16 protein-coding genes are annotated in these 22,301 nt (G+C 74.3%); 13 read left to right on the top strand and 3 right to left on the bottom strand.

Features of this window, described 5'->3' with window-relative positions; genetic code table 11:
* Window positions 1-121: 121 nt before the first annotated feature.
* From ACFSJS_RS11330 to ACFSJS_RS11360, 7 genes are all read left to right on the top strand, one after another.
* On the top strand, window positions 122-2,326 hold the full coding sequence (locus ACFSJS_RS11330) for a putative bifunctional diguanylate cyclase/phosphodiesterase (RefSeq protein ID WP_380899221.1): 2,205 nt from the start codon (window positions 122-124) through the stop codon (window positions 2,324-2,326).
* Window positions 2,327-2,485: 159 nt separating this feature from the next.
* Window positions 2,486-2,782 (top strand): Asp-tRNA(Asn)/Glu-tRNA(Gln) amidotransferase subunit GatC, encoded by a 297-nt coding sequence (gene gatC, locus ACFSJS_RS11335; RefSeq protein ID WP_031505700.1) that lies wholly within the window; start codon window positions 2,486-2,488, stop codon window positions 2,780-2,782.
* Between the two features lie 5 nt (window positions 2,783-2,787).
* On the top strand, window positions 2,788-4,290 hold the full coding sequence (gene gatA / locus ACFSJS_RS11340; RefSeq protein WP_380899222.1) for an Asp-tRNA(Asn)/Glu-tRNA(Gln) amidotransferase subunit GatA: 1,503 nt from the start codon (window positions 2,788-2,790) through the stop codon (window positions 4,288-4,290).
* A complete protein-coding gene (locus ACFSJS_RS11345) occupies window positions 4,287-4,529 on the top strand; it encodes a hypothetical protein (protein ID WP_380899223.1) in 243 nt (80 codons plus the stop codon). Before gatA ends, ACFSJS_RS11345 begins: the two co-directional genes overlap by 4 nt.
* A gap of 28 nt (window positions 4,530-4,557) precedes the next feature.
* The gene (gene gatB, locus ACFSJS_RS11350; protein WP_380899224.1) at window positions 4,558-6,066 is read left to right on the top strand and encodes an Asp-tRNA(Asn)/Glu-tRNA(Gln) amidotransferase subunit GatB; all 1,509 of its coding nucleotides are present in this window, start codon (window positions 4,558-4,560) and stop codon (window positions 6,064-6,066) included.
* A gap of 362 nt (window positions 6,067-6,428) precedes the next feature.
* Window positions 6,429-6,617 (top strand): hypothetical protein, encoded by a 189-nt coding sequence (locus ACFSJS_RS11355; RefSeq protein ID WP_380899225.1) that lies wholly within the window; start codon window positions 6,429-6,431, stop codon window positions 6,615-6,617.
* 86 nt (window positions 6,618-6,703) lie between these two features.
* A complete protein-coding gene (locus ACFSJS_RS11360; RefSeq protein WP_380899226.1) occupies window positions 6,704-9,748 on the top strand; it encodes a helix-turn-helix transcriptional regulator in 3,045 nt (1,014 codons plus the stop codon).
* A gap of 24 nt (window positions 9,749-9,772) precedes the next feature.
* Here the strand turns inward: ACFSJS_RS11360 and ACFSJS_RS11365 are convergent, their stop codons facing one another.
* From ACFSJS_RS11365 to ACFSJS_RS11375, 3 genes are all read right to left on the bottom strand, one after another.
* The gene (locus ACFSJS_RS11365; protein ID WP_380899227.1) at window positions 9,773-9,976 is read right to left on the bottom strand and encodes a DUF6191 domain-containing protein; all 204 of its coding nucleotides are present in this window, start codon (window positions 9,974-9,976) and stop codon (window positions 9,773-9,775) included.
* On the bottom strand, window positions 9,976-11,154 hold the full coding sequence (locus ACFSJS_RS11370; RefSeq protein WP_380899228.1) for a PQQ-dependent sugar dehydrogenase: 1,179 nt from the start codon (window positions 11,152-11,154) through the stop codon (window positions 9,976-9,978). The genes ACFSJS_RS11365 and ACFSJS_RS11370 overlap by 1 nt, the downstream gene beginning before the upstream one ends.
* 111 nt (window positions 11,155-11,265) lie before the next feature.
* Window positions 11,266-12,264 carry an aldo/keto reductase gene (locus ACFSJS_RS11375; RefSeq protein WP_380899229.1) on the bottom strand — a complete coding sequence of 333 codons (999 nt, stop codon included), beginning with the start codon at window positions 12,262-12,264 and terminating at the stop codon, window positions 11,266-11,268.
* A 95-nt stretch (window positions 12,265-12,359) separates the two neighbouring features.
* Between ACFSJS_RS11375 and ACFSJS_RS11380 the strand changes: the two genes are divergently transcribed.
* The 6 genes from ACFSJS_RS11380 to serA all read left to right on the top strand — a co-directional run bounded on the left by ACFSJS_RS11380 (window position 12,360) and on the right by serA (window position 22,227).
* Entirely contained in the window at window positions 12,360-13,298 is a 939-nt protein-coding gene (locus tag ACFSJS_RS11380; RefSeq protein WP_380899230.1) for a 2-hydroxyacid dehydrogenase, read from the top strand.
* Window positions 13,299-13,631: 333 nt separating this feature from the next.
* Window positions 13,632-16,574 (top strand): putative bifunctional diguanylate cyclase/phosphodiesterase, encoded by a 2,943-nt coding sequence (locus ACFSJS_RS11385; RefSeq protein ID WP_380899231.1) that lies wholly within the window; start codon window positions 13,632-13,634, stop codon window positions 16,572-16,574.
* A 239-nt stretch (window positions 16,575-16,813) separates the two neighbouring features.
* Window positions 16,814-18,673: an acetolactate synthase large subunit gene (locus ACFSJS_RS11390; RefSeq protein ID WP_380899232.1), complete on the top strand. Its 1,860-nt coding sequence runs from the start codon at window positions 16,814-16,816 to the stop codon at window positions 18,671-18,673.
* Between the two features lie 38 nt (window positions 18,674-18,711).
* The gene (gene ilvN, locus ACFSJS_RS11395; RefSeq protein WP_380899233.1) at window positions 18,712-19,236 is read left to right on the top strand and encodes an acetolactate synthase small subunit; all 525 of its coding nucleotides are present in this window, start codon (window positions 18,712-18,714) and stop codon (window positions 19,234-19,236) included.
* Window positions 19,237-19,367: 131 nt separating this feature from the next.
* Window positions 19,368-20,366 (top strand): ketol-acid reductoisomerase, encoded by a 999-nt coding sequence (ilvC, locus tag ACFSJS_RS11400; RefSeq protein WP_380899234.1) that lies wholly within the window; start codon window positions 19,368-19,370, stop codon window positions 20,364-20,366.
* 271 nt (window positions 20,367-20,637) lie between these two features.
* The gene (serA, locus tag ACFSJS_RS11405) at window positions 20,638-22,227 is read left to right on the top strand and encodes a phosphoglycerate dehydrogenase (protein WP_380899235.1); all 1,590 of its coding nucleotides are present in this window, start codon (window positions 20,638-20,640) and stop codon (window positions 22,225-22,227) included.
* Window positions 22,228-22,301 lie beyond the last annotated feature (74 nt).

A 22,301-nucleotide genomic window follows, 5' to 3' on the forward strand; every position in this document is an offset into this window, starting at 1 on the left:
GCGACCGGTCGGCATTCGGGCACCCCCGGTCGACCACCGCACCCGGCGGCCGCGCGCGCCCTACTGTTGATGGGGTGCGCCTGCCGTGGCGTGGGCACCGACGGCTGTGAGAGGGACGCGCATGCAGCGACAACCCCGGGACCGGGGACGGCAGTGGCTCCGCCGCGGGCACCCGCAGGCCCCGCCGGGCGAGGACTCCGACGGGGTGCCGCTGCTGCTGCGCCTGATCTCGCTGGAGGTCCCCGGCCTCTCCCGCGCGGTCGTCGCGACCGCCGGCGCCGCGCTGGCCGTCGGCGTCCTCCGGGTCGTCTCCGAGGGGCACGCGCTCTTCCCCGGCGGCATGCCGGGCTGGTCCTTCGCCGTCCTGACCGGCCTGATCGTCGGGCACCTGGTGGCGCTGGGCCGGGACCGCTGGTGGGGCGGCACCGGATCCGGCGCCACCCTCACCCTGGCCATCCTGCTGCTGTACGGCTGGATCCCGGCCACCCTGGTCAGCCTCGCCGTCGTGGTGCTGGTCGGCACGGCCCGGCGCCACCACTGGCGCCAGGCCGTGCGCAACGGGGCGGTGGACATCCTCGGCATCGGCGCCGCCGCCCTCTGCCTCGCCGCCTTCGGCGTCCGCCCCTCGGTGGAGCGGCCCTGGCTGCCGGACGCCTGGAGCCCCTCCACCGTCCTGGAGGTGCTGCTGGCCGCCTGCGCCTACCTGCTGGTCACCCGGACGCTGCTGTGGTACGCCCTGACCCGGCGCCGGGACGGGCTGCCCACCATCGCCCGCACCGCCCTGGTCCGGCAAGGGCTGGTGGGGCTGGCCCTGCTCGCCATCTCCCCGCTGATCGTCGTGGTCGCCGCCCACACCCCGCCGCTGCTGCCGCTGTTCGCCGTGCCGCTGATCTCGCTGGACTCCGCCCTGTGGATCGCCCGTGCCCGCGCCGAGGAGCAGCTCCGCGACCCCCTCACCGGGCTCGCCAACCGCCAGTGGCTGCTGGAGCGCACCTGGTCCGCCCTGGACGAGGCCGACCGGATGGGCGCCCGCTCCGCCCTCGTCCTCATCGACCTGGACCGCTTCCGCTCGGTCAACGACACCCTCGGCCACCTGGCCGGCGACCGGCTGCTGCTCCAGATCGCGGAACGGCTCAGGACGGCGCTGCCGTGCGGCGCCGAGGTGGCCCGGCTCGGCGGCGACGAGTTCGCCGTGCTGCTCCCGCTCGCCGACTCGCCCACCAGCGCCCAGCGCGTCGCCCGCACCCTCGTCTCCGCGCTCGGCTCCCCGATCGACCTGGACGGTCTGACGCTGGAGCTGGAGGCCAGCGCGGGGGTGGCGGTCTTCCCCGACCACGCCGGCGAGGCCGAGGGGCTGCTGCGCCGCGCCGACGTCGCGATGTACCAGGCCAAGCGCGACCGCAGCGGGGTGGAGGTCTACGAGGCCACCCGGGACGGCAACACCCCCGACCGCCTGGGGCTGCTGGGCGACCTGCGCCGCGCCCTGGACGCCGGCGAGATCGAACTCCACTACCAGCCCAAGGTCGCCTTCGACGGCACCGTCTCCGGTCTGGAGGCGCTGGTGCGCTGGGTGCACCCGGAGCGCGGCAGGGTCCCCCCGGACGAGTTCATCGCCATCGCCGAGACCTCCGGCCTGATGCCCCGGCTGACCGACTACGTGCTGGAGACCGCCCTCGCCCAGGTCGCCCGCTGGCGCGCCCAGGGCCTGAGGGTGCCGGTCGCCGTCAACGTCTCGCCCCGCGACGTCCACAGCCCCGGTTTCGCCGGGTCCGTCGCCGCCCGGCTCGCCCGGCACGGCGTCCCCGCCGCGGCGCTGCAGCTGGAGATCACCGAGCACGTCCTCCTGGAGGACCCGCAGCGGGCCGCGGGCACCCTGGCCGCGCTCACCGGCCACGGCGTGCGGATGTCCCTGGACGACTTCGGCACCGGCTACTCCTCGCTGGTGCACCTGCGGCGGCTGCCGGTGAGCGAACTGAAGATCGACCGCTCCTTCGTGGCCCGGCTCGCCGTGGACGCCGAGGACGCCGAGATCGTGCGCTGCACGATCGACCTCGCGCACTCCCTGGGCCTGCTGGTCGTCGCCGAGGGCGTGGAGGACGACGAGACCTGGGAGCGCCTGCGCGACCTGGGCTGCGACGCGGTGCAGGGCTGGCTGGTCTCCGCCGCGCTGCCCCCGGCCGAGGCCACCGCCTGGCTGAGGGCGCGCGACGGGGCGCCCCCGGCGGTCGAGGGCGCGGCGCACGCGCTGCCGGGCCCGAACCGCGTGCTGCCGCGCCCCGGCGCGGCGAGGGGGGCCGGGCACCCCTACGGACAGCCGGCGCGGTAGGCGCGGCGGGCCGCTCCGGGCCCCGCGCCCGGGGCGGCCCACGCGGCGGTGCCGTGGTGCTGTGCGCCGGGGGCGCCGGGCGCCATAGGATTGGGGCGGACCGCAGAAGAGTCCGTCAAGCCCCGAAGGATCCACCACTCACCCCCGAGGAATCGCTGCATGCCTGGCATCACGCGCGAGGAGGTCGCCCACCTCGCCCGGCTGGCGCGTCTGGAGCTGAAGGACGAAGAGCTCGACCACTTCGCCGGACAGCTCGACGACATCATCGGCGCGGTCGCCCGCGTCTCCGATGTCGCCGACGAGGACGTACCGCCGACCTCCCACCCGCTGCCCCTGACCAACGTCATGCGCCCGGACGAGGTCCGTCCGTCGCTCACCCCCGAGCAGGCGCTCTCCGGCGCCCCGGCCCAGGAGCAGCAGCGATTCAAGGTGCCGCAGATCCTGGGGGAGGAGTGACCGCCGTGACCAGCACCAGTGACCTGACCAGGCTCACCGCGGCCGAGACCGCCGCGCTCATCGCCTCCGGCGAGACCAGCGCCGTGGAGGTGGCCGAGGCCCACCTCGCCCGCATCGAGGCCGTCGACGAGAAGGTCAACGCCTTCCTCCACGTCGACCGCGAGGGCGCCCTGGCCCGCGCCCGCGCCGTGGACGCCAAGCGCGCCCGCGGCGAGGAGCTCGGCCCGCTCGCCGGCGTCCCGCTCGCCCTCAAGGACATCTTCACCACCGAGGGCGTGCCCACCACCGTCGGCTCGAAGATCCTCGAAGGCTGGATCCCGCCCTACGACGCCACGGTCACCCGGCGCCTCAAGGACGCGGACGTGGTGATCCTGGGCAAGACCAACATGGACGAGTTCGCCATGGGCTCCTCCACCGAGAACAGCGCCTACGGCCCCACCTGCAACCCCTGGGACCTCACCCGCATCCCGGGCGGCTCCGGCGGCGGCTCCTCGGCGGCACTGGCCTCCTACCAGGCCCCGCTGGCCATCGGCACCGACACCGGCGGCTCCATCCGCCAGCCCGCGGCCGTCACCGGCACCGTCGGCGTCAAGCCCACCTACGGCGGCGTCTCCCGCTACGGCATGGTCGCCTTCTCCTCCTCCCTGGACCAGGGCGGCCCCTGCGCCCGCACCGTGCTGGACGCGGCCCTGCTGCACGAGGCGATCGCCGGACACGACCCGATGGACTCCACCTCCATCGACGCGCCCGTCCCGCCGGTGGTCGAGGCCGCCCGCGACGGGAGCGTCCGGGGGATGCGCGTCGGCGTGGTCCGGGAGTTCGGCGGCGAGGGCTACCAGGCCGGCGTCATGCAGCGCTTCACCGAGTCCGTGGAGCTGCTGCGCGAGCTGGGCGCCGAGGTCGTCGAGATCTCCTGCCCCTCCTTCGACAAGGCGCTCGCGGCGTACTACCTGATCGCGCCGTCGGAGTGCTCCTCGAACCTGGCCCGCTTCGACGCGATGCGCTACGGCCTGCGCGTCGGCGACGACGGCGGCCGCTCCGCGGAGGAGGTCACCTCCCTCACCCGCGAGGCCGGCTTCGGGCCCGAGGTCAAGCGCCGCATCATGCTCGGCACCTACGCGCTGTCCTCCGGCTACTACGACGCCTACTACGGCTCCGCCCAGAAGGTGCGCACGCTCATCAAGCGCGACTTCGAGGCCGCCTTCGGGCAGGTGGACGTGCTGGTCTCGCCGACCACCCCCACCACCGCCTTCCCCATCGGCGAGCGCGCCGACGACCCGATGGCCATGTACCTGGCGGACCTGTGCACCATCCCGGCCAACCTGGCGGGCAACGCGGCCATGTCGCTGCCCTGCGGCCTGGCCCCCGAGGACGGGCTGCCGGTGGGGCTGCAGATCATCGCCCCCGCGATGGCCGACGACCGGCTGTACCGTGTCGGAGCGGCGGTCGAGGCCGCCTTCCAGGCACGGTGGGGCCACCCGCTGCTGGAGGAGGCACCCGCGCTGTGAGCACGCTGAAGAAGGCCAGGGGGTTCAAGAAGAGCCGGCCCGGCCTGTACCTGTCCATCGGCACCTCGCTCTTCGGCATCGTCGGCGTGGTCAAGCAGATCCAGCTCGCCCGCCGCGAGACCGACAAGCTCAAGCTGCTGGACGCCGTCGTCTCCGGCGCCGCGGTCCTCACCAACGCCGCCGTCCTCGTCCGGGAGCTGCGCCGCCTGGACATCGACGACGTCCTGGCCGACGACTGACCGCAGCGCCTGAAAGGTTTGGCTTTCCGTGACTGTCACTGAACTGGTGTCGTACGAGGACGCGCTGGCCTCCTACGACCCCGTCATGGGCCTGGAGGTCCATGTCGAACTGGGCACCAGGACCAAGATGTTCTGCGGCTGCTCCACCGCGCTGGGCGCCGAGCCCAACACCCAGACCTGCCCGGTCTGCCTCGGCCTGCCCGGCTCCCTGCCGGTGGTCAACGCGACCGCGGTGGAGTCCGCCGTCCGGATCGGCCTCGCACTCAACTGCGGGATCGCCGAGTGGTGCCGGTTCGCCCGGAAGAACTACTTCTATCCGGACATGCCGAAGAACTTCCAGATCTCCCAGTACGACGAGCCGATCGCCTTCGACGGCTACCTGGACGTCCAGCTGGAGGACGGCGAGGTCTTCCGCGTGGGCATCGAGCGCGCCCACATGGAGGAGGACACCGGCAAGTCCACCCACATCGGCGGCGCCACCGGCCGCATCCACGGCGCCTCGCACTCGCTGCTGGACTACAACCGGGCCGGCATCCCCCTGATCGAGATCGTCACCAAGCCGATCACCGGCGCCGGGGAACGCGCCCCGGAGGTGGCCCGCGCCTACGTCGCCGAACTGCGCGAACTCATCCGCGCCCTCGGCGTCTCCGAGGCCCGGATGGAGATGGGGCAGATGCGCTGCGACGTCAACCTGTCGCTGCGCCCGCACGGCACCGAGACGTTCGGCACCCGCAGCGAGACCAAGAACGTCAACTCGCTGCGCAGCGTCGAGCGGGCCACCCGCTTCGAGATCCAGCGCCACGCCGCGCTGCTGGACGCCGGCGAGAAGGTCGTCCAGGAGACCCGCCACTTCCACGAGGAGGACGGCACCACCACCTCCGGCCGCGTCAAGGAGGAGGCGGAGGACTACCGCTACTTCCCCGAGCCGGACCTGGTGCCGGTCGCGCCCGCCCGCGAGTGGGTGGAGAAGCTGCGGGCCCAGCTGCCGGAGCTGCCGCGCGTGCGCCGCAACCGGCTGCGCGAGGAGTGGGGCGTCTCCGAGCACGAGATGCAGTCCGTCCTCAACGCCGGCGCCATCGACCTGATCACCGCCACCGTCGACGCCGGCGCCCCGGCCGACCAGGCCCGCAAGTGGTGGATGGGCGAGCTGGCCCGCCGGGCCAACGAGCAGGGCAGCGAGCTGTCCGCCCTGCCCATCACCCCGGCCCAGGTGGCCCGGGTGTGCGCGCTGGTCGCCGAGGGGTCCCTCAACGACAAGCTGGCCCGCCAGACCATCGAAGGCGTCCTCGCGGGCGAGGGCGAGCCGGACGAGGTCGTGGAGAGGCGCGGTCTGAAGGTCGTCTCGGACACCGGCGCGCTGGGCAAGGCCGTGGACGAGGCGATCGCCGCCAACCCGGACGTCGCCGAGAAGATCCGCGGCGGCAAGGTGGCCGCGGCGGGCGCCCTCGTCGGCGCCGTGATGAAGGCCACCCGCGGCCAGGCGGACGCCGCCCGCGCCCGCGAGCTCATCCTGGAGAGGCTGGGCGTCCAGGGCTGACGCCCACCCGCCCGGTACGGCCCGGCCCCCGCACCTCCCGCCCGGAGGCGCGGGGGCCGGGCCGTGTCCGCACTGCACCACCGGGGCCGGGGCCCCGGTGGGAAGGCGCTCCCGGCACGGACCGGGCGCCGGGTGGCGGCCGCCCCGCGCCCACGGCCCGTCCCCCCGGGACGCCGTCCCCCGGAGCATCCCGCACATGCCCTAGGGGCGGCCGCCGCGGCCCGCGCCCGGGGACGCTCCCTAGGGCACCCGGGGCGGCACGGATCCGGCATCCTCCCGATGCGGCCGCCCCGCCTGGGGGAGGAGGGTCGAACCGTCCGCGGACAGCGGAGGGAGACGACCACCGAGCACGGGGGGCCGTGATGATCGAGTACCAGCTGTACCGGCAGAGCGCCGGTGAACTGCGCAGGGAGGCCGAACGGGAGCGCCTGGCGCGCGAGGCCGCGGCGGCCCGCCGGCGCCGCCGCCGGACGGAGCGCACCGGCGCGGACGGAGGGCGCCGGCGCGGCGGCGCGGACGGAGGACGCGGCCGGTGGACCCGGGCCGCCTGACCCGGCGCCGCCCCGGTCCGGCGGCCCGCCCGCCGGACCGGGACGCGGCGCCGGAATCCGGTGCCGCGCGGCCCGGTTCCTGTGCGATGCTCGGCGCCGTGGACAGTGCCCGAGTGAGTCCGGTGTTCGTCGGCCGCGGGGACGAGTCGGCCGCCCTCGCCGACGCGCTCGCCCGCGCCGCCGCGGGCGGCCCGCAGGCGGTCGTGGTGGCGGGGGAGGCGGGGGTCGGCAAGACGCGGCTGCTGGAGGAGTTCCTCTCCGCCGCCCGCGCGGCCGGCGCCGTCGTGGCCGTGGGGGGATGCGTCGAGATCGGGGCGGAGGGGCTGCCGTTCGCGCCCGTCTCCACCGTGCTGCGCTCCCTGCACCGGCAGCTCGGCGAGGAGCTCACGGCCGCCGCCGCGGGCCAGGAGGGCGAACTGGCCCGCCTCCTGCCGGAGTTGGGGGAGACCACCCGCGAGTGGCACGAGGAGGACGGCCGGGCGCGGCTGTTCGAGCTGACGGCCCGCCTGCTGGAGTCCCTCTCCGCGCGCCGCACCCTCGTCCTGGCCGTGGAGGACCTGCACTGGGCCGACCGCTCCACCCGCGAGCTGCTGGCCTACCTCTTCCGCTCGCTCGACCGCGCCCGGCTGGTCATCGCCGCCACCTACCGCTCCGACGACATCCACCGGCGCCACCCGCTGCGCCCCTTCCTCGCCGAACTCGACCGGCTGCGCACCGTCCGTCGGATCGAGCTGCCCCGGCTCAGCCGCGACGAGGTGCGGGCGCAGATGGCCGGCATCCAGGGAGTGGAGGCGCCCGACCACGACCTGACGGAACAGGTCTTCGAGCGCTCCGAGGGCAACCCGTTCTTCGTGGAGGAGCTGACGGTCTCCGGTTCCGCCTGCGGCATCAGCGAGTCGCTGCGCGACCTGCTGCTGGTGCGGGTCGAGGCGCTGCCGGAGACCGCCCAGCAGGTGGTGCGGACCGCCGCCGAGGGCGGCTCCACGGTGGAGCACGCCCTGCTCGCGGCCGTCGTCCGGCTCCCGGAGGACGAGCTGATCGCGGCGCTGCGGGACGCGGTGGGCGCCAACGTCCTGGCCCCCGCCCAGGACGGCGACGGCTACCGCTTCCGGCACGCGCTGGTGCGCGAGGCCGTTTCGGAGGACCTGCTGCCCGGGGAGCGCGCCGCGCTCAACCGCCGCTACGCCGAGGCGCTGGAGGCGGACCCCTCCCTGGTCCGCACCGACGAGCGGGCCGCCCGCCTGGCCAGCCACTGGTATGCGGCGCGCGACGTGCCCCGGGCCCTGCCCGCCGCGCTGGACGCGGCGGTCGCCGCCCGGCGGCGCTACGCCTACGCCGAGCAGCTGCGGCTGCTGGACCGGGTGCTGGAGCTGTGGGAGGACGCCGACGCGGCCACCCGCCGCGCCCTGCCCTCCCCCCGGCACGCCGAGGTGTACCCGTCCTGCGACGGAGACGACGAGTCGCTGCGCCACCTGGACCTGTTGGCCGAGACGGTCACCGCCGCCCAGCTCTCGGGGGAGCGCAAGCGGGCCCTGGCCGTCGTCAGGCGAGCCCTGCGGACCCTGGACGAGAGGCGGGAGCCCCTGCGGGCGGCCTGGTTCTGGACCCAGCGCTCCCGGCTCGTGCAGAGCACCGGCCAGGGCGACGGCCGCGAGGAGCTGGCCCGGGCCCGGGAACTGGTGCGCGGACTGCCGCCCTCCCCGGTCCACGCCGACGTGCTGGCCGCCGCGGCGGGCTGGGGCGCCGTCCACGAGGTCGGGCCGGAGACCTTCTCCACCGCCCGCCGCGCGGTGGAGCTGGCGTCCGTGGTGGGCGCCGGGAGCATCGAGCTGCACGCCCGGCTCACCCTGGGCAACCTGCGGGTCTTCGCGGGGGACGTGGACGCCGGGCTCGCCGAGATGGCGGAGGTGGCCCGGTGCGTGGTGGACCGGGGCGAGGTCGGCGTCATGGGACGCTGCCACGTCAACCTGTCGTCGGCCCTGGAAGGGGTGGGCCGCTCCGAGCAGGCCGTGGAGACGGCCGAGGAGGGGCTGCGGGTCGCCCACCGCTTCGGCCTGCGGGACACCAGGGCGTGGCTGCAGAGCAACAAGGCCGAGTCGCTCGTCGCCCTGGGGCGCTGGGAGGAGGCCGACGCCGCGCTGGCCGCCGTGCGCCGGCTGGCGTGCAGTCCCCGGCCGCGCGGTTCGGCCGCGCTCAAGAGCGCCCACCTCGCCCTGCGCCGGGGCGACACCGACCGGGCCGTCCGGGAGCTGGCCGAGGCGTGGCGGCACCACGGCACGCACGATCCGCAGCCGCAGTACACCGTCCCCCTCGCCCGGCTGGAGCTGGAGGTCGAGGCGGCGCGCGGCCGGCCGATGGAGGCCCGGCGCGTGCTGGAGGAGGCGCTGGACCGCGGTTTCCCCCTCGCCGTCGAGCGGTACGCCTGGCCGCTGCTGTGCTCGGCGCTGGCCGTCGAGGCGGACGTGCGGGGGCTGCCCGCCGCCGCGCCGGGGCGCGAGGAGGTCCTGGAACGCATCCGCGAGGCGGCCCGCGCACTGCCGCGGCTGGTGCCGGTGTGGGCGGCGTACGGGCTGCTGGCGGACGCCGAGCTGCTGCGGGCCCGGGGGGACGACGACCCGGACCGCTGGGCCGAGGCGGTGGCCGCCTTCGAGGAGCTGCCCCGGCCCTTCCGGCTGGCCCTGGTGCGCCACCGCCGGGCGGAGTCCCTGCTCGACGCCGGCGGCGACCGCGACGAGGCCGCCGAACTGCTGGCCGGGGCGCACGGGACGGCCGTCCGGCTGGGTGCCGCGCCGCTGCGCGCGAGCATCGAGCACCTGGCAGGGCGGGCCCGCATCCCCCTCCGGCCCCCCGGCGGCCCCCGCACCGGGCCGCGGACGCCGGCCGGCCCGGCGGAGGCCTTCGGCCTCACCCCGCGCGAGCGCGACGTGCTGGGGCTGGTCGCGGCCGGGCACAGCAACCGCCGGATCGCCGAGGAGCTGTTCATCTCGCCCAAGACGGCCGGCGTGCACGTCTCCAACATCCTGGCGAAGCTGGGGGTGTCGGGACGCGGCGAGGCGGCGGCGATGGCGCACCGGCTGCGGCTGGTCGAGCCGGACGGTCCGATCCGGCCGGCGCCGGCGGTCGCGGGATGAGCGGACGCCCGGCGGCGTCCCGGCTCAGCCCCGCTCCCCGCCCCGGTCGGTCTCCGCGGCCGGGGCCGGGCGCTGGGGCCTTATCAGGACCTGGCCGGAGGCGAGGTCGATGGGACCGCGGCCGGGGTCCTGGCTGCCCTCCTCCACCCGGGTGTGCTCCAGCCGCCTGCGCTCGTCGTCGGCGTGGCGCCGTCCCGGGCTGAACAACTCCTCGACCAGGTTGAACATCAGCGGACCTCCAGCCTCAGGATGCGGTCGTCGTCCTCGCCGGGCGTGCCGCGGGAGTCGGTCTCGCCGGTCACCAGCCACAGCCCGCCGCCGCCGTCGGGGACGACCGTCCGCAACCGCCCGTACTCACCCTCCAGGAACGCCTGCGGTTCCGCCACCGCTTCCCCGCCCTCCAGAGGGATCCGCCACAGCCGCTCGCCGCGCAGGCCCGCCATCCACACCGAGCCCCGCGCCACGGCGATGCCGCTGGGGGAGGCCTCGGCCGGCTTCCACTGGGCCACGGGGTCGACGAGGCCCTCCTCACCGGCCTCGCCCTCCGCCTCGGGCCAGCCGTAGTTGCCGCCGGGCCGGATCAGGTTGAGCTCGTCCCAGGTGTCCTGGCCGAACTCCGAGGCCCACAGGCGCTTCTCGGCGTCCCACGCGAGTCCCTGGACGTTGCGGTGGCCCCAGGAGTAGACGACGGAGTCCGCCTCGGGATTGCCGTGGCCCGGGGGTTCGCCCTCCGGCGTCATGCGCAGGATCTTGCCCCCGAGGGAGTCCCGGTCCTGGGCGAGGCTCTCGTCGCCGGTGTCGCCGGTGCCGGCGTAGAGCATGCGGTCGGGGCCGAAGGCGATCCGGCCGCCGTTGTGGACCACCCCCTTGGGGATGCCCCGCAGGACGGTGCTGGGCGCGCCCAGCCGGCCGGCCCCCTCCTCGTCCTCCTCGTAGAGCATGCGCACGATCCGGTTGTCGGAGGCGCTGGTGAGGTAGGCGTAGACGTAGCGGTCCTCGGCGAAGTCGGGCGAGACGGCGATGCCCAGCAGGCCGCCCTCGCCGCCCGGTTCCACCCCGGGCACCGACCCCAGCCCGGTCACCTTCCCGCTGCCGGCGTCGACCCGGGAGACCGTGCCCTCGTCCCGGGAGGAGACCAGCAGGTCGCCGTCGGGCAGGGGCGCCACCCCCCAGGGCGACTCCAGGCCCGTCGCGACGGTGTCCACCACCTTCACCGAGCCCTTGGCGGGAGCGGGCGAGGCGCCGGGGGAGCGGGAGGACTCCGGAGCGGGGGAGGACCGGCCGGCGGTGGCGTCCGGGGAGCCGGAGGGCTCGGGCCCGCCACCGGAGCAGCCCGCCGCGAGCAGGGCGAGACCGGCCAGGGAGGCGGTGGCCGCCCGCAGCGGCAGGGAACGGCTTCGCAGCATCGGCGTGCCTTTCGGGGGCTGTCGGGGCTGTCGGTCACGGTGCGGGCCGCGGCGCCGGTGCGGCGGTCCCGTACCCGACCGTACGCCGCGGAGGCGCCGGATGTTCCCGGATCAGTCCCACGACCCCCGGGCCGGGGGCAGCCCGGCTATCTCCGCCAGGTCCTCCGCGGTGAGCTCCAGCCGCGCCGCCTCCGCGTTCTGCGCGGCCCAGCGCTCCTTCTTGGTGCCCGGCACCGGCACCACGTGCGGTCCCTGCGCCAGCAGCCAGGCCAGCGCGACCTGGGCCGGGGTGGCGTCGCCGTGCCGGCGGGCGACGCGCCGCAGCCCGGCGACGATCGGCTGGTTGGCGGCCATCATCTCGGCGGTGAACCGCGGGTGGCGGGCCCGTGCGTCGTCGGGCTCGAAGCCGCTTCCGGGGGTGAGGGTGCCGGTCAGGAAGCCGCTGCCCAGCGGCATGGCGGCCAGGAAGCCGATCCCGCGCGCCTCGCACCACGGCAGCAGCGCGGAGAGGGCCTCGGGGGACCACACCGACAGCTCGGCCTGGACGCAGCTGACCGGGAAGACCTGCTGCACCCGCTCCAGCTGGCGGATCGTTTCCTCGTAGGGGGAGGCTCTGGAGCCCCGCCGCCGCGCCCGCGCGCCGACCGCGCACAGCCCCAGCGCGCGCACCTTGCCGGCCGCCACCAGTTCGGCCATCGCGCCCCAGGTCTCCTCGATGGGGACCTCCGGGTCGGCGCGGTGGAGCTGGTAGAGGTCGATCACGTCGGTCTGCAGTCTGCGCAGCGAGGCGTCGCAGGCCCGCCTCACGTAACCGGGGCGCCCGTTGGCCACGATGTGCTGCTCGCCGACCAGCAGCCCGCACTTGGTGGAGACGAAGGCGTCCGCGCGCCGCCGGCGGAGCACCCGGCCCAGCAGCAGCTCGTTGGTGAACGGGCCGTACATGTCGGCGGTGTCCAGCAGCGTCATCCCCCGGTCGAGCGCGGTGTGCACCGTGCGCAGCGAGGCCTCGCCGTCCTGCTGGGAAGTGGTGTAGGCCCAGCTCATGGGCATGCAGCCGAGCCCGACGGCACCCACCTCCAGCGCCGCCGCACCGATCGTCCTGCGCTCCACCTGGACGTGCTCCCTCCCTCGCCCCCCGCCGGGCGCGTCCCAACCTAACGGGTGCTCCGCGGCGGCTCCGCACAGCCTCCGGATAGCCTCTGACCATGGCTTCCACCGACGTCTGGCTGCCCATCCCGCCCGAGGAGATCGGCGGTCTGCCCGCCGCGTTCCGCTACGTCCACTGGGACGGCGCAGAGGAGTTCCCCGCGGACCCGGCGGACTGCGTCTTCTACGTCGTTCCCTACCTGAAGGGTGAGGCGGTCGCCGTACGTCCGCTGGAGCACATGCCGAAGGTCCGGGTGGTGCAGACGCTCACCGCGGGGGTCGACCACGTGGAGCCCGCCGTACCGAAACTGCCCCCGGGCACCCTGCTGTGCAATGCCCGCGGCGTCCACGACGCCTCCACCGCCGAACTCGCCCTCGCCCTGGCGCTCGCCTCGCTGCGCGGTGTCCCGGACTTCGTGCGGGCCCAGGACGCCGGGCGCTGGGAGCCGTGCTTCCGGCCGGCGCTGGCCGACCGGACCGCGCTGATCGTCGGCTACGGGGCCATCGGCGCGGCCATCGAGGAGCGGCTGGTGCCCTTCGAGGTGGGGAGGGTCCACCGCGTCGCCCGCACCGCCCGGTCCGCGCCGCGCGGCCCGGTGCACACCCTGGCGGACCTGCCCGGGCTGCTGCCCGAGGCGGATGTCGTCTTCCTGGTCACACCGCTGACCGAGGCCACCCGCCGCCTGGTCGACGCCGGCTTCCTGGCCCGGATGAAGGACGGGGCGCTGCTGGTGAACGTCGCGCGCGGGGCCGTGGTGGACACCGGGGCGCTCCTGGCCGAACTGGAGTCGGGCCGGTTGCGCGCCGCCCTGGACGTCACCGACCCCGAACCGCTGCCCGCCGGGCACCCGCTGTGGAAGGCGCCCGGCACTCTGATAACGCCCCATGTCGGCGGCCCCACCTCGGCGTTCCGGCCGCGCGCCGAGCGGCTGGTGCGCTCGCAGCTGGAACTGTTCGCGGCGGGGGAGCGGCCGCGGAACGTCGTCGCCACGGCGTAGCGGTGCCGACCGGGGAGTGGTGCGCCCGGCGCGGTGGCGGCGCGGGCACCACGGGCGCGCCGGACCGGCCGCACCACCCCTTGCACGCTCCGGATACAGGTGGCTGCGCATTGTATCCGCATTTTCCACACTAGTCACGCTGCGTAGACGTGCTATGTCCCTGCGTGACTTTTCTGGTGTATCGTCCGGTCGGGGGCGTACCAGACCACGAGGGGGGACGGGCGACATGCACGGCCACCGGACGAACCACCGGCCACACGGCCGACGCCGGACGGACCGCCGGTCCGCGGTGCTCCGCACGCCAGCGGGCCGCCCGTACCGGGAGGCTGCGTGATGAACCTCCGGGAGACGGAGTTCCCGCGGCTCCCCGGGCTGCTCCGCCCGGTGCGGCGGCGCGGCGCGGCGCGGGGACCGAGGACACTTCCCAGGCTCACCCTGGCCGCGATCTGCGGGGCGTACGCGGTGGGCGCCGCGCTCGGCTGGGGCTCGGAGGCGGTGGCCCTCTTCATGGGCGACTTCGGGCTGAGCATCGCGGCCCTCGCCGCCGCGGCCTCCTGCCTCCACTACGCCCGCACCCACCCGGGCAACCCGTTCCGCCCCGCCTGGGTGCTCTTCGCCGTCTCGTCGACGATGGCCGGCCTGGGGAACGCGGTGTGGGGCTGGTACGAGGTGGTGCTCGGCCGTCCCGTGCCGAGCCCCTCGCCCGCGGACTTCTGCTTCCTCCTCTTCGCACCCCCCTCGATCGTCGGGCTGCTCGTCCTGGCCAAGCGGCCGGTCAACCGCGCGGGCTGGGTCTGCCTCGCCCTCGACGCCTGGCTGATCGGCGGCTCGCTGCTCACCCTCTCCTGGAGCCTGGCGCTCGACCATCCCTCGTACTGGCAGGGCGAGTCCGTCTCCCTCGTGGCGCTCTCCCTCGCGTACCCCCTGATGGACATCGTCCTGATCAGCATGGTCCTCGTCCTGCACTTCCGCCGGTCCTCCGCCCACCGCTCGGCGGTCAACACCGTCATCGGCGCCCTCGCCCTCACCGTGCTGTGCGACGCCCTGTTCTCCGCGCCCCTGCTGAGGGAGCACTACTCCTCGGGGCAGGTGCTCGACGCCGGCTGGTTCGCCGGCTCCGTGCTGCTGGCGTACGCGCCCTGGGTGAGCAGTGCGGAGGGGAGGGAGACGGAGGCGGTGCGCGCCGTCCGCCGGCCGCCCGCCCCGGCGAACGGCGCCATGGCGGGGTCGCTGGCCGCCCTCACGCCCTACCTGGCGGCGGCCGTGTGCACGCTGGGGATCCTCTACAACGTCCGCGACGGGGGGGCCATCGACCGGGTGGTGCTGCTGACCGGCTGCACCGTCGTGCTCGCCCTGGTGGTGCGCCAGGGGATCATGCTGCTGGACAACATCCACCTCACCCAGGAACTGGCCCAGAAGGAGAACCACTTCCGCTCCCTGGTGCAGGGCTCCAGCGACGTCATCATGATCGCCTCCCCCGCCGGGATGCTGCGCTACGTCTCCCCGGCCGCCGCGGGCGTCTACGGCCGCGAGCCGGACAAGCTGGTCGGCTCCGAACTCGCCTCCCTGATCCACCCCGAGGACCTCGGCCGGGTCCTGCACGAGGTGCGCCGCTTCCTGGCCGCCCGGCCCGACGAGGAGCCCTCCACCCGCATCGAGTGCCGCATCCGGCACGCCTCGGGGCGGTGGCTCAACGTCGAGTCCACCGTCAACCGCTACCAGAGCGGGCTGATCTTCAACAGCCGCGACGTCACCGAGCGGGTGCGGCTCCAGGCCCAGCTCCAGCACAACGCCTCCCACGACCCGCTGACCGACCTGCCCAACCGCGCGCTGTTCACCGACCGGGTGCGCCAGGCGCTGGGCGGACGCCGCCGGGGCGACGCCGCCGCGGGCCACACGGCGGTGCTCTACATCGACCTGGACGGCTTCAAGGCCGTCAACGACACCGTCGGCCACCAGGCGGGCGACGAACTGCTGGTGCAGGCGGCCCGGCGGCTCCAGGAGTCCGTGCGGGCGGGGGACACCGCGGCCCGGCTGGGCGGCGACGAGTTCGCCGCGCTCATCGTCGGCGACGACCGGTGCGACCGCGCCGAGCGCGAGTACCGCGTGCTGGAGATCGCCGAACGGCTGCGCGCCGCCCTCTCGCACCCCTACCTCGTCGAGGGCGGCGAGGTGCGGGTCGCCGCCTCCATCGGCGTGGCCTTCGCCGAGCCCGGGACGACCCCGGCCGTGCTGATGCGCCACGCCGACCTGGCGATGTACCGCGCCAAGCAGGCCGGCAAGAACCGGGTCGAGCTGTACGCGCCCCAGCAGCAGGCCGAGGCCGTCCGCCGCGCCGAGCGGATGACCGCCGGCCGGCTGCGCGGCGCGCTTCCCGAGGAGGCGGCGGCCCCTCTGCTCCACCAGCCCGTGGTGGAGCTCTCCAGCGGCCGGATCGCCTCGGTCGCCGCCCAGGTGCGCGGTCGCCCCGTCCCGGAGGCCGTCCTGCCGCCCGGGGACTCGCCGCAGGATGCCGATGCGCTGCGGGCCCCGGGCGGGGACGGGTCCGGCGGAGCGGGGCACCGGCTGCTGGCCAGAGCCGTCGAGCAGGCCGCCGAGCGCCACCGCGCGGGCTTCCCCGTGCCGGTGTCGGTGCGGATCGACGCACGCCGCCTGGCGGACCGCGCCACCGCCCCGGCCGCCGTCGAGGCCCTGCTGTCCCGGCACGGGCTGCCGCCCGAGGCCCTGGTCGTCGAGGTGTCCGGCAGCGACGCCGGGGTCTCCCTGGACGAGCTGGAGCTGTGGGTCACGGCGCTGCGGCGGATCGGCGTGGGCATCGCGCTGGCGGGCTTCGGCGGCGGCCAGGGCCTGGTCGCGCTCGGCCGGCTCCCCGCCGACGTGCTGAGGCTGGAGCGCCCCCTGGTCGACGGCGTGCTGGAGTCGCCCAAGGTGCGCAAGATCACCTCCGGGCTGCTCCGGATCGCCGGAGACCTCGGCATGGCCTCCGTGGCGGACGGGGTGGACCGGCCCGAACAGGCGGCGGCGCTGCGCGCGATGGGCTGCACCCACGCCCAGGGAGCGGTCTTCGCCGCGCCGTTGGACGAGCCCGGGCTGCGCCGCGCCATGGCCCGCGGGCGCTACCCCGTGCCCTATGGTGAGCAGCGCACCACGCTCGGTGGCCGCTCGGTGGTGGTGGCCGGTTCGCTGCCGATGTGGGGGAGCGGGGCGGCCGGGGCCGGCGCCCTTCCGCATCCCCCGTTGCGCTCAAATAGTGAGACGTCCGTCCCACCCACTTGACACCCCCTGCGTCACGGGAGGATGGTCAGTGCCATGCGCACCCGAATTCTCGTACTTGGACAGCGCGTCGGCTGACCCGGGGCATGCCCGCCCCGTGGACGACAGCGACGCGCTCCCCTCGCTTGCCTGACGGCACGAGGGGTTTTTTGTTGCACCGGCACCCCAGCGCGACCCGCCGGCAGCCACCCACACCACCCCAAAACGAGCGTCAACCCTCACTCTCCGAGAAGAGACAAGCGATGACCGAGCAGGCCACCGGGGCCCCCCGCCCGCAGCCGCGGGCCCGTACCGGCGGAGCGCAGCCGCAGCCCGCCACCGTCGAGCACGTCACGGGAGCCCAGTCCCTCATCCGTTCTCTCGAGGAAGTCGGCGCCGACACGGTATTCGGCATTCCGGGCGGCGCCATCCTGCCCGCCTACGACCCGATGATGGACTCCTCCCGGGTGCGTCACGTCCTGGTCCGCCACGAGCAGGGAGCGGGCCACGCCGCCACCGGTTACGCCCAGGCCACCGGCAAGGTCGGCGTCTGCATGGCGACCTCCGGGCCCGGGGCCACCAACCTCGTCACACCCATCGCCGACGCCCACATGGACTCCGTCCCGCTGGTGGCGATCACCGGCCAGGTGGCCTCCGGGGCGATCGGCACCGACGCCTTCCAGGAAGCCGACATCTGCGGCATCACCATGCCGGTCACCAAGCACAACTACCTGGTGACCGACCCGGCCGAGATCCCGCGGGTGATCGCCGAGGCGTTCCACATCGCCTCCACCGGCCGCCCCGGCCCGGTCCTGGTGGACATCGCCAAGGACGCCCTCCAGGCGCGGACGACGTTCACCTGGCCCCCCGCCCACGAACTGCCCGGCTACCGCCCGGTGACCAAGCCGCACGCCAAGCAGATCCGCGAGGCCGCCCGGCTGATCGGCGAGGCCGCCCGCCCGGTGCTGTACGTCGGCGGCGGCGTCCTCAAGGCCGGCGCCACCACCGAGCTGAAGGTGCTCGCCGAGCTGACCGGCGCCCCCGTCACCACCACCCTGATGGCGCTGGGCGCCTTCCCCGACAGCCACCCGCAGCACCTGGGCATGCCCGGCATGCACGGCACCGTGGCCGCCGTCACCGCCCTGCAGAAGGCCGACCTGATCGTCGCGCTCGGCGCCCGCTTCGACGACCGCGTCACCGGGCGGCTGGACTCCTTCGCGCCGTACGCCAAGGTCGTCCACGCCGACATCGACCCGGCCGAGATCGGCAAGAACCGCGCCGCCGACGTCCCCATCGTCGGCGACGCCCGCGAGGTCATCGCCGACCTCGTGGTGGCCGTCCGCGCCGAGCACGAGGCGGGCAACACCGGGGACTACACCGAGTGGTGGCGGCAGCTGGAACGCTGGCGCGAGACCTACCCGCTCGGCTACGACCTGCCCGAGGACGGCTCCCTGGCCCCGCAGCAGGTCATCGAGCGCATCGGCGCCCTGGCCCCCGAGGGCACGGTCTTCGCCGCCGGAGTGGGCCAGCACCAGATGTGGGCCGCGCACTTCATCAGGTACGAGAAGCCCGCCACCTGGCTGAACTCCGGCGGTCTGGGCACCATGGGCTACGCCGTCCCGGCCGCCCTCGGCGCCAAGGCCGGCCTCCCCGACCGCACCGTCTGGGCGATCGACGGCGACGGCTGCTTCCAGATGACCAACCAGGAACTGGTCACCGCCGCGCTCAACGGCATCCCCATCAAGGTCGCGATCGTCAACAACGGCGCGCTGGGGATGGTCCGCCAGTGGCAGACCCTCTTCTACAACCAGCGCTACTCCAACACCGTGCTGCACAGCGGCCCCGACGCGCAGTCCGGCGGCGGGGCGCCCAGAGGCACCCGCGTGCCGGACTTCGTGAAGCTGGCGGAGGCCATGGGCTGCGTCGGCATCCGCTGCGAGTCCCCCGACCAGCTCGACGCGGTCATCGAGAAGGCCAACTCCATCAACGACCGCCCCGTCGTCGTGGACTTCATCGTCCACGAGGACGCGATGGTCTGGCCGATGGTGGCGGCAGGCACCTCCAACGACGAGGTCATGGCGGCGCGCGGCGTCCGGCCCGACTTCGGCGACGGCGACGACTGAGAACCCAGAGGAACCCTAGGAACGGAGCACCACGCCCGATGTCCAAGCACACGCTCTCCGTCCTGGTGGAGAACACCCCCGGCATCCTCGCCCGGATCGCCTCCCTGTTCTCGCGCCGCGGCTTCAACATCGACTCGCTCGCCGTCGGCGTCACCGAGCACCCCGACATCTCCCGCATCACCATCGTGGTGAACGTGGAGGACCTCCCGCTGGAGCAGGTCACCAAGCAGCTCAACAAGCTCGTCAACGTGCTGAAGATCGTCGAGCTGGAGCCGTCCTCGGCCGTCCAGCGCGAACTGGTCCTGGTGAAGGTCCGCGCCGACAACGACAGCCGCTCGCAGATCGTCGAGATCGTCCAGCTCTTCCGCGCCAAGACCGTCGACGTCTCCCCGGAGGCCGTCACCATCGAGGCGACCGGCGGCAGCGAGAAGCTGGAGGCCATGCTCAGGATGCTGGAGCCGTTCGGCATCAAGGAACTGGTCCAGTCCGGCACGATCGCGATCGGCCGCGGCGCCAGGTCGATCACCGACCGGTCGCTGCGCGCCCTGGACCGGACCGCATAGCGAGACCCCGGCCCGTCCCCGCCCGCGGCGGCATACGGTGGCCCCGGAGGCGGTCCGGGGACGGGCCGACCGCACCCCCGACCCGTACGGCGAGAGCTCCGTACGGCAGGAACAACAAGGAGATATCCCAAGTGGCCGAGCTGTTCTACGACGCCGACGCCGACCTGTCCATCATCCAGGGCCGCAAGGTCGCGGTCCTCGGTTACGGCAGCCAGGGCCACGCCCACGCCCTGTCGCTGCGCGACTCGGGCGTCGACGTCCGCGTCGGCCTCCTGGAGGGCTCCGCGTCCCGGGCGAAGGCCGAGGAGCAGGGGCTGCGCGTGGTCACCCCGGCCGAGGCCGCCGCCGAGGCCGACGTGATCATGGTCCTGGTGCCGGACCCGATCCAGGCCAAGGTCTACGAGGAGTCCATCGCCCCGGGCCTCAAGGACGGCGACGCCCTGTTCTTCGGGCACGGCTTCAACATCCGCTTCGGCTTCATCAAGCCCCCGGCCGGCGTGGACGTCTGCATGGTCGCCCCCAAGGGCCCGGGCCACCTGGTCCGCCGCCAGTTCGAGGAGGGCCGCGGCGTGCCGTGCATCGCGGCCGTCGAGCAGGACGCGACCGGCAACGCCTTCCCGCTGGCGCTGTCGTACGCCAAGGGCATCGGCGGCACCCGCGCCGGCGTCATCAAGACCACCTTCACCGAGGAGACCGAGACCGACCTGTTCGGCGAGCAGGCCGTGCTGTGCGGTGGTGCCTCGGCCCTGGTGAAGGCGGGCTTCGAGACCCTGGTCGAGGCCGGCTACCAGCCGGAGATCGCGTACTTCGAGTGCCTCCACGAGCTGAAGCTGATCGTGGACCTGATGTACGAGGGCGGCCTGGAGAAGATGCGCTGGTCGGTCTCCGAGACCGCCGAGTGGGGCGACTACGTCACCGGCCCGCGGATCATCAACGAGAACACCAAGGCCGAGATGAAGAAGGTGCTCGCCGAGATCCAGGACGGCACCTTCGCCAGGAACTGGATGGCCGAGTACAGCGCCGGGCTGCCGAAGTACAACGAGTACAAGAAGGCCGACTCCGACCACCTGCTGGAGACCACCGGCCGCGAGCTGCGCAAGCTCATGAGCTGGGTCGGCGACGAGGACTGAGCGGGTCCGCCCACCCACCGCTCTCCGCCCGCAGGTGGACGGCAGCGGCCCGTCCGTGCGGCGCGGCGGCCCCGGTGACCGGCGAACGGCCACCGGGGCCGCCCCCGCGCCGATACACTCGTGACCAAGCGCGTCACAGGCTCACAGCGTCGTGCGTCTCCACGCGGCTGCCTACCTCCACCGCCCTCGGCCGTCGGGACGCGGCCGTCCTCGCCCGTCACCCCGGGGTGACGGGAGGGGCCCCAAGGACCAGTGAGGACTGAAGACCGAAGTGAGCAAACCCGTAGTACTCATCGCCGAAGAACTCTCCCCGGCCACGGTCGACGCCCTGGGCCCGGACTTCGAGATCCGGCACTGCAACGGAGCCGACCGCGCCGAGCTGATCCCGGCCATCGCCGACGTCGACGCCATCCTGGTGCGCAGCGCCACCAAGGTCGACGCCGAGGCCATCGCGGCCGCCCGGCGGCTGAAGGTCATCGCGCGCGCCGGCGTCGGCCTGGACAACGTCGACGTCTCCGCCGCCACCAAGGCCGGCGTGATGGTCGTCAACGCGCCGACCTCCAACATCGTCACCGCGGCCGAGCTGGCCTGCGGCCTGATCATCTCCACGGCCCGCAACATCCCGCAGGCCAACACCGCCCTGAAGAACGGCGAGTGGAAGCGGAGCAAGTACACCGGCGTCGAGCTGTCGGAGAAGACCCTCGGCGTCGTCGGCCTCGGCCGCATCGGTGTGCTGGTCGCCCAGCGCATGTCGGCCTTCGGCATGAAGATCGTCGCCTACGACCCCTACGTGCAGCCCGCGCGGGCCGCGCAGATGGGCGTCAAGCTGCTCTCCCTGGACGAGCTGCTGGAGGTGTCGGACTTCATCACCGTGCACCTGCCCAAGACCCCCGAGACGCTGGGTCTGATCGGTGACGAGGCGCTGCGCAAGGTCAAGCCGACGGTGCGGATCGTCAACGCCGCGCGCGGCGGCATCGTCGACGAGGACGCGCTGCTGTCGGCCCTGAAGGAGGGCCGGGTCGCGGGCGCGGGCCTGGACGTGTACGCCACCGAGCCGTGCACCGACTCCCCGCTGTTCGCCTTCGACAACGTGGTGTGCACCCCGCACCTGGGCGCCTCCACCGGCGAGGCCCAGGAGAAGGCGGGGATCGCGGTGGCCAGGTCCGTGCGGCTGGCGCTGGCCGGGGAGCTGGTCCCGGACGCGGTCAACGTCCAGGGCGGCGTGATCGCCGAGGAGGTGCGGCCTGGGCTGCCGCTGGCCGAGCGGCTGGGGCGGATCTTCACCGCGCTGGCGGGCGAGGTCGCCGTCCGGCTCGACGTCGAGGTCTACGGCGAGATCACCCAGCACGACGTCAAGGTGCTGGAGCTCTCCGCGCTCAAGGGCGTCTTCGAGGACGTGGTGGACGAGACGGTCAGCTACGTCAACGCGCCGCTGTTCGCCCAGGAGCGCGGCGTGGAGGTGCGGCTGACCACCAGCTCGGAGTCGCCCGAGCACCGCAACGTGGTGACGGTGCGCGGCACCCTCGCGGACGGCGAGGAGGTCTCGGTCTCCGGCACCCTGTCGGGCCCGAAGTACCTCCAGAAGATCGTCGCCGTCGGCGAGCACGACATCGACCTGGCGCTCGCCGACCACATGGCGTTCCTGCGCTACGCCGACCGCCCCGGCGTGGTCGGCACGATCGGGCGCGTCCTGGGCGAGGCGGGCGTCAACATCGCCGGCATGCAGGTCTCCCGCTCCGAGGAGGGAGGCGAGGCGCTGGTGGCCCTCACCGTGGACGGGCCCATCCCGCCCGCGGTGCTCGCCGAGATCGCCGGTGAGATCGGCGCCACCTCGGCCCGCAGTGTCAACCTGGAGGACTGATCCTCCCTCACTCCTCGGAGTGAAGTGGTGGCGGCCCCGGCACGGACATCCGTGCCGGGGCCGCACCCGTCCGC

Origin of the sequence: Streptomyces desertarenae (genome assembly GCF_042681365.1) — a bacterium.
Classification (GTDB): domain Bacteria; phylum Actinomycetota; class Actinomycetes; order Streptomycetales; family Streptomycetaceae; genus Streptomyces; species Streptomyces desertarenae.

Coding starts and splice junctions, on each gene's coding strand:
- ACFSJS_RS11330 (WP_380899221.1), top strand. CDS start 122: ATGCAGCGACAACCCCGGGACCGGGGACGGCAGTGGCTCCGCCGCGGG.
- gatC (WP_031505700.1), top strand. CDS start 2,486: ATGCCTGGCATCACGCGCGAGGAGGTCGCCCACCTCGCCCGGCTGGCG.
- ACFSJS_RS11355 (WP_380899225.1), top strand. CDS start 6,429: ATGATCGAGTACCAGCTGTACCGGCAGAGCGCCGGTGAACTGCGCAGG.
- ACFSJS_RS11360 (WP_380899226.1), top strand. CDS start 6,704: ATGCTCGGCGCCGTGGACAGTGCCCGAGTGAGTCCGGTGTTCGTCGGC.
- ACFSJS_RS11365 (WP_380899227.1), bottom strand. CDS start 9,976: ATGTTCAACCTGGTCGAGGAGTTGTTCAGCCCGGGACGGCGCCACGCC.
- ACFSJS_RS11370 (WP_380899228.1), bottom strand. CDS start 11,154: ATGCTGCGAAGCCGTTCCCTGCCGCTGCGGGCGGCCACCGCCTCCCTG.
- ACFSJS_RS11380 (WP_380899230.1), top strand. CDS start 12,360: ATGGCTTCCACCGACGTCTGGCTGCCCATCCCGCCCGAGGAGATCGGC.
- ACFSJS_RS11385 (WP_380899231.1), top strand. CDS start 13,632: ATGAACCTCCGGGAGACGGAGTTCCCGCGGCTCCCCGGGCTGCTCCGC.
- ACFSJS_RS11390 (WP_380899232.1), top strand. CDS start 16,814: ATGACCGAGCAGGCCACCGGGGCCCCCCGCCCGCAGCCGCGGGCCCGT.
- ilvN (WP_380899233.1), top strand. CDS start 18,712: ATGTCCAAGCACACGCTCTCCGTCCTGGTGGAGAACACCCCCGGCATC.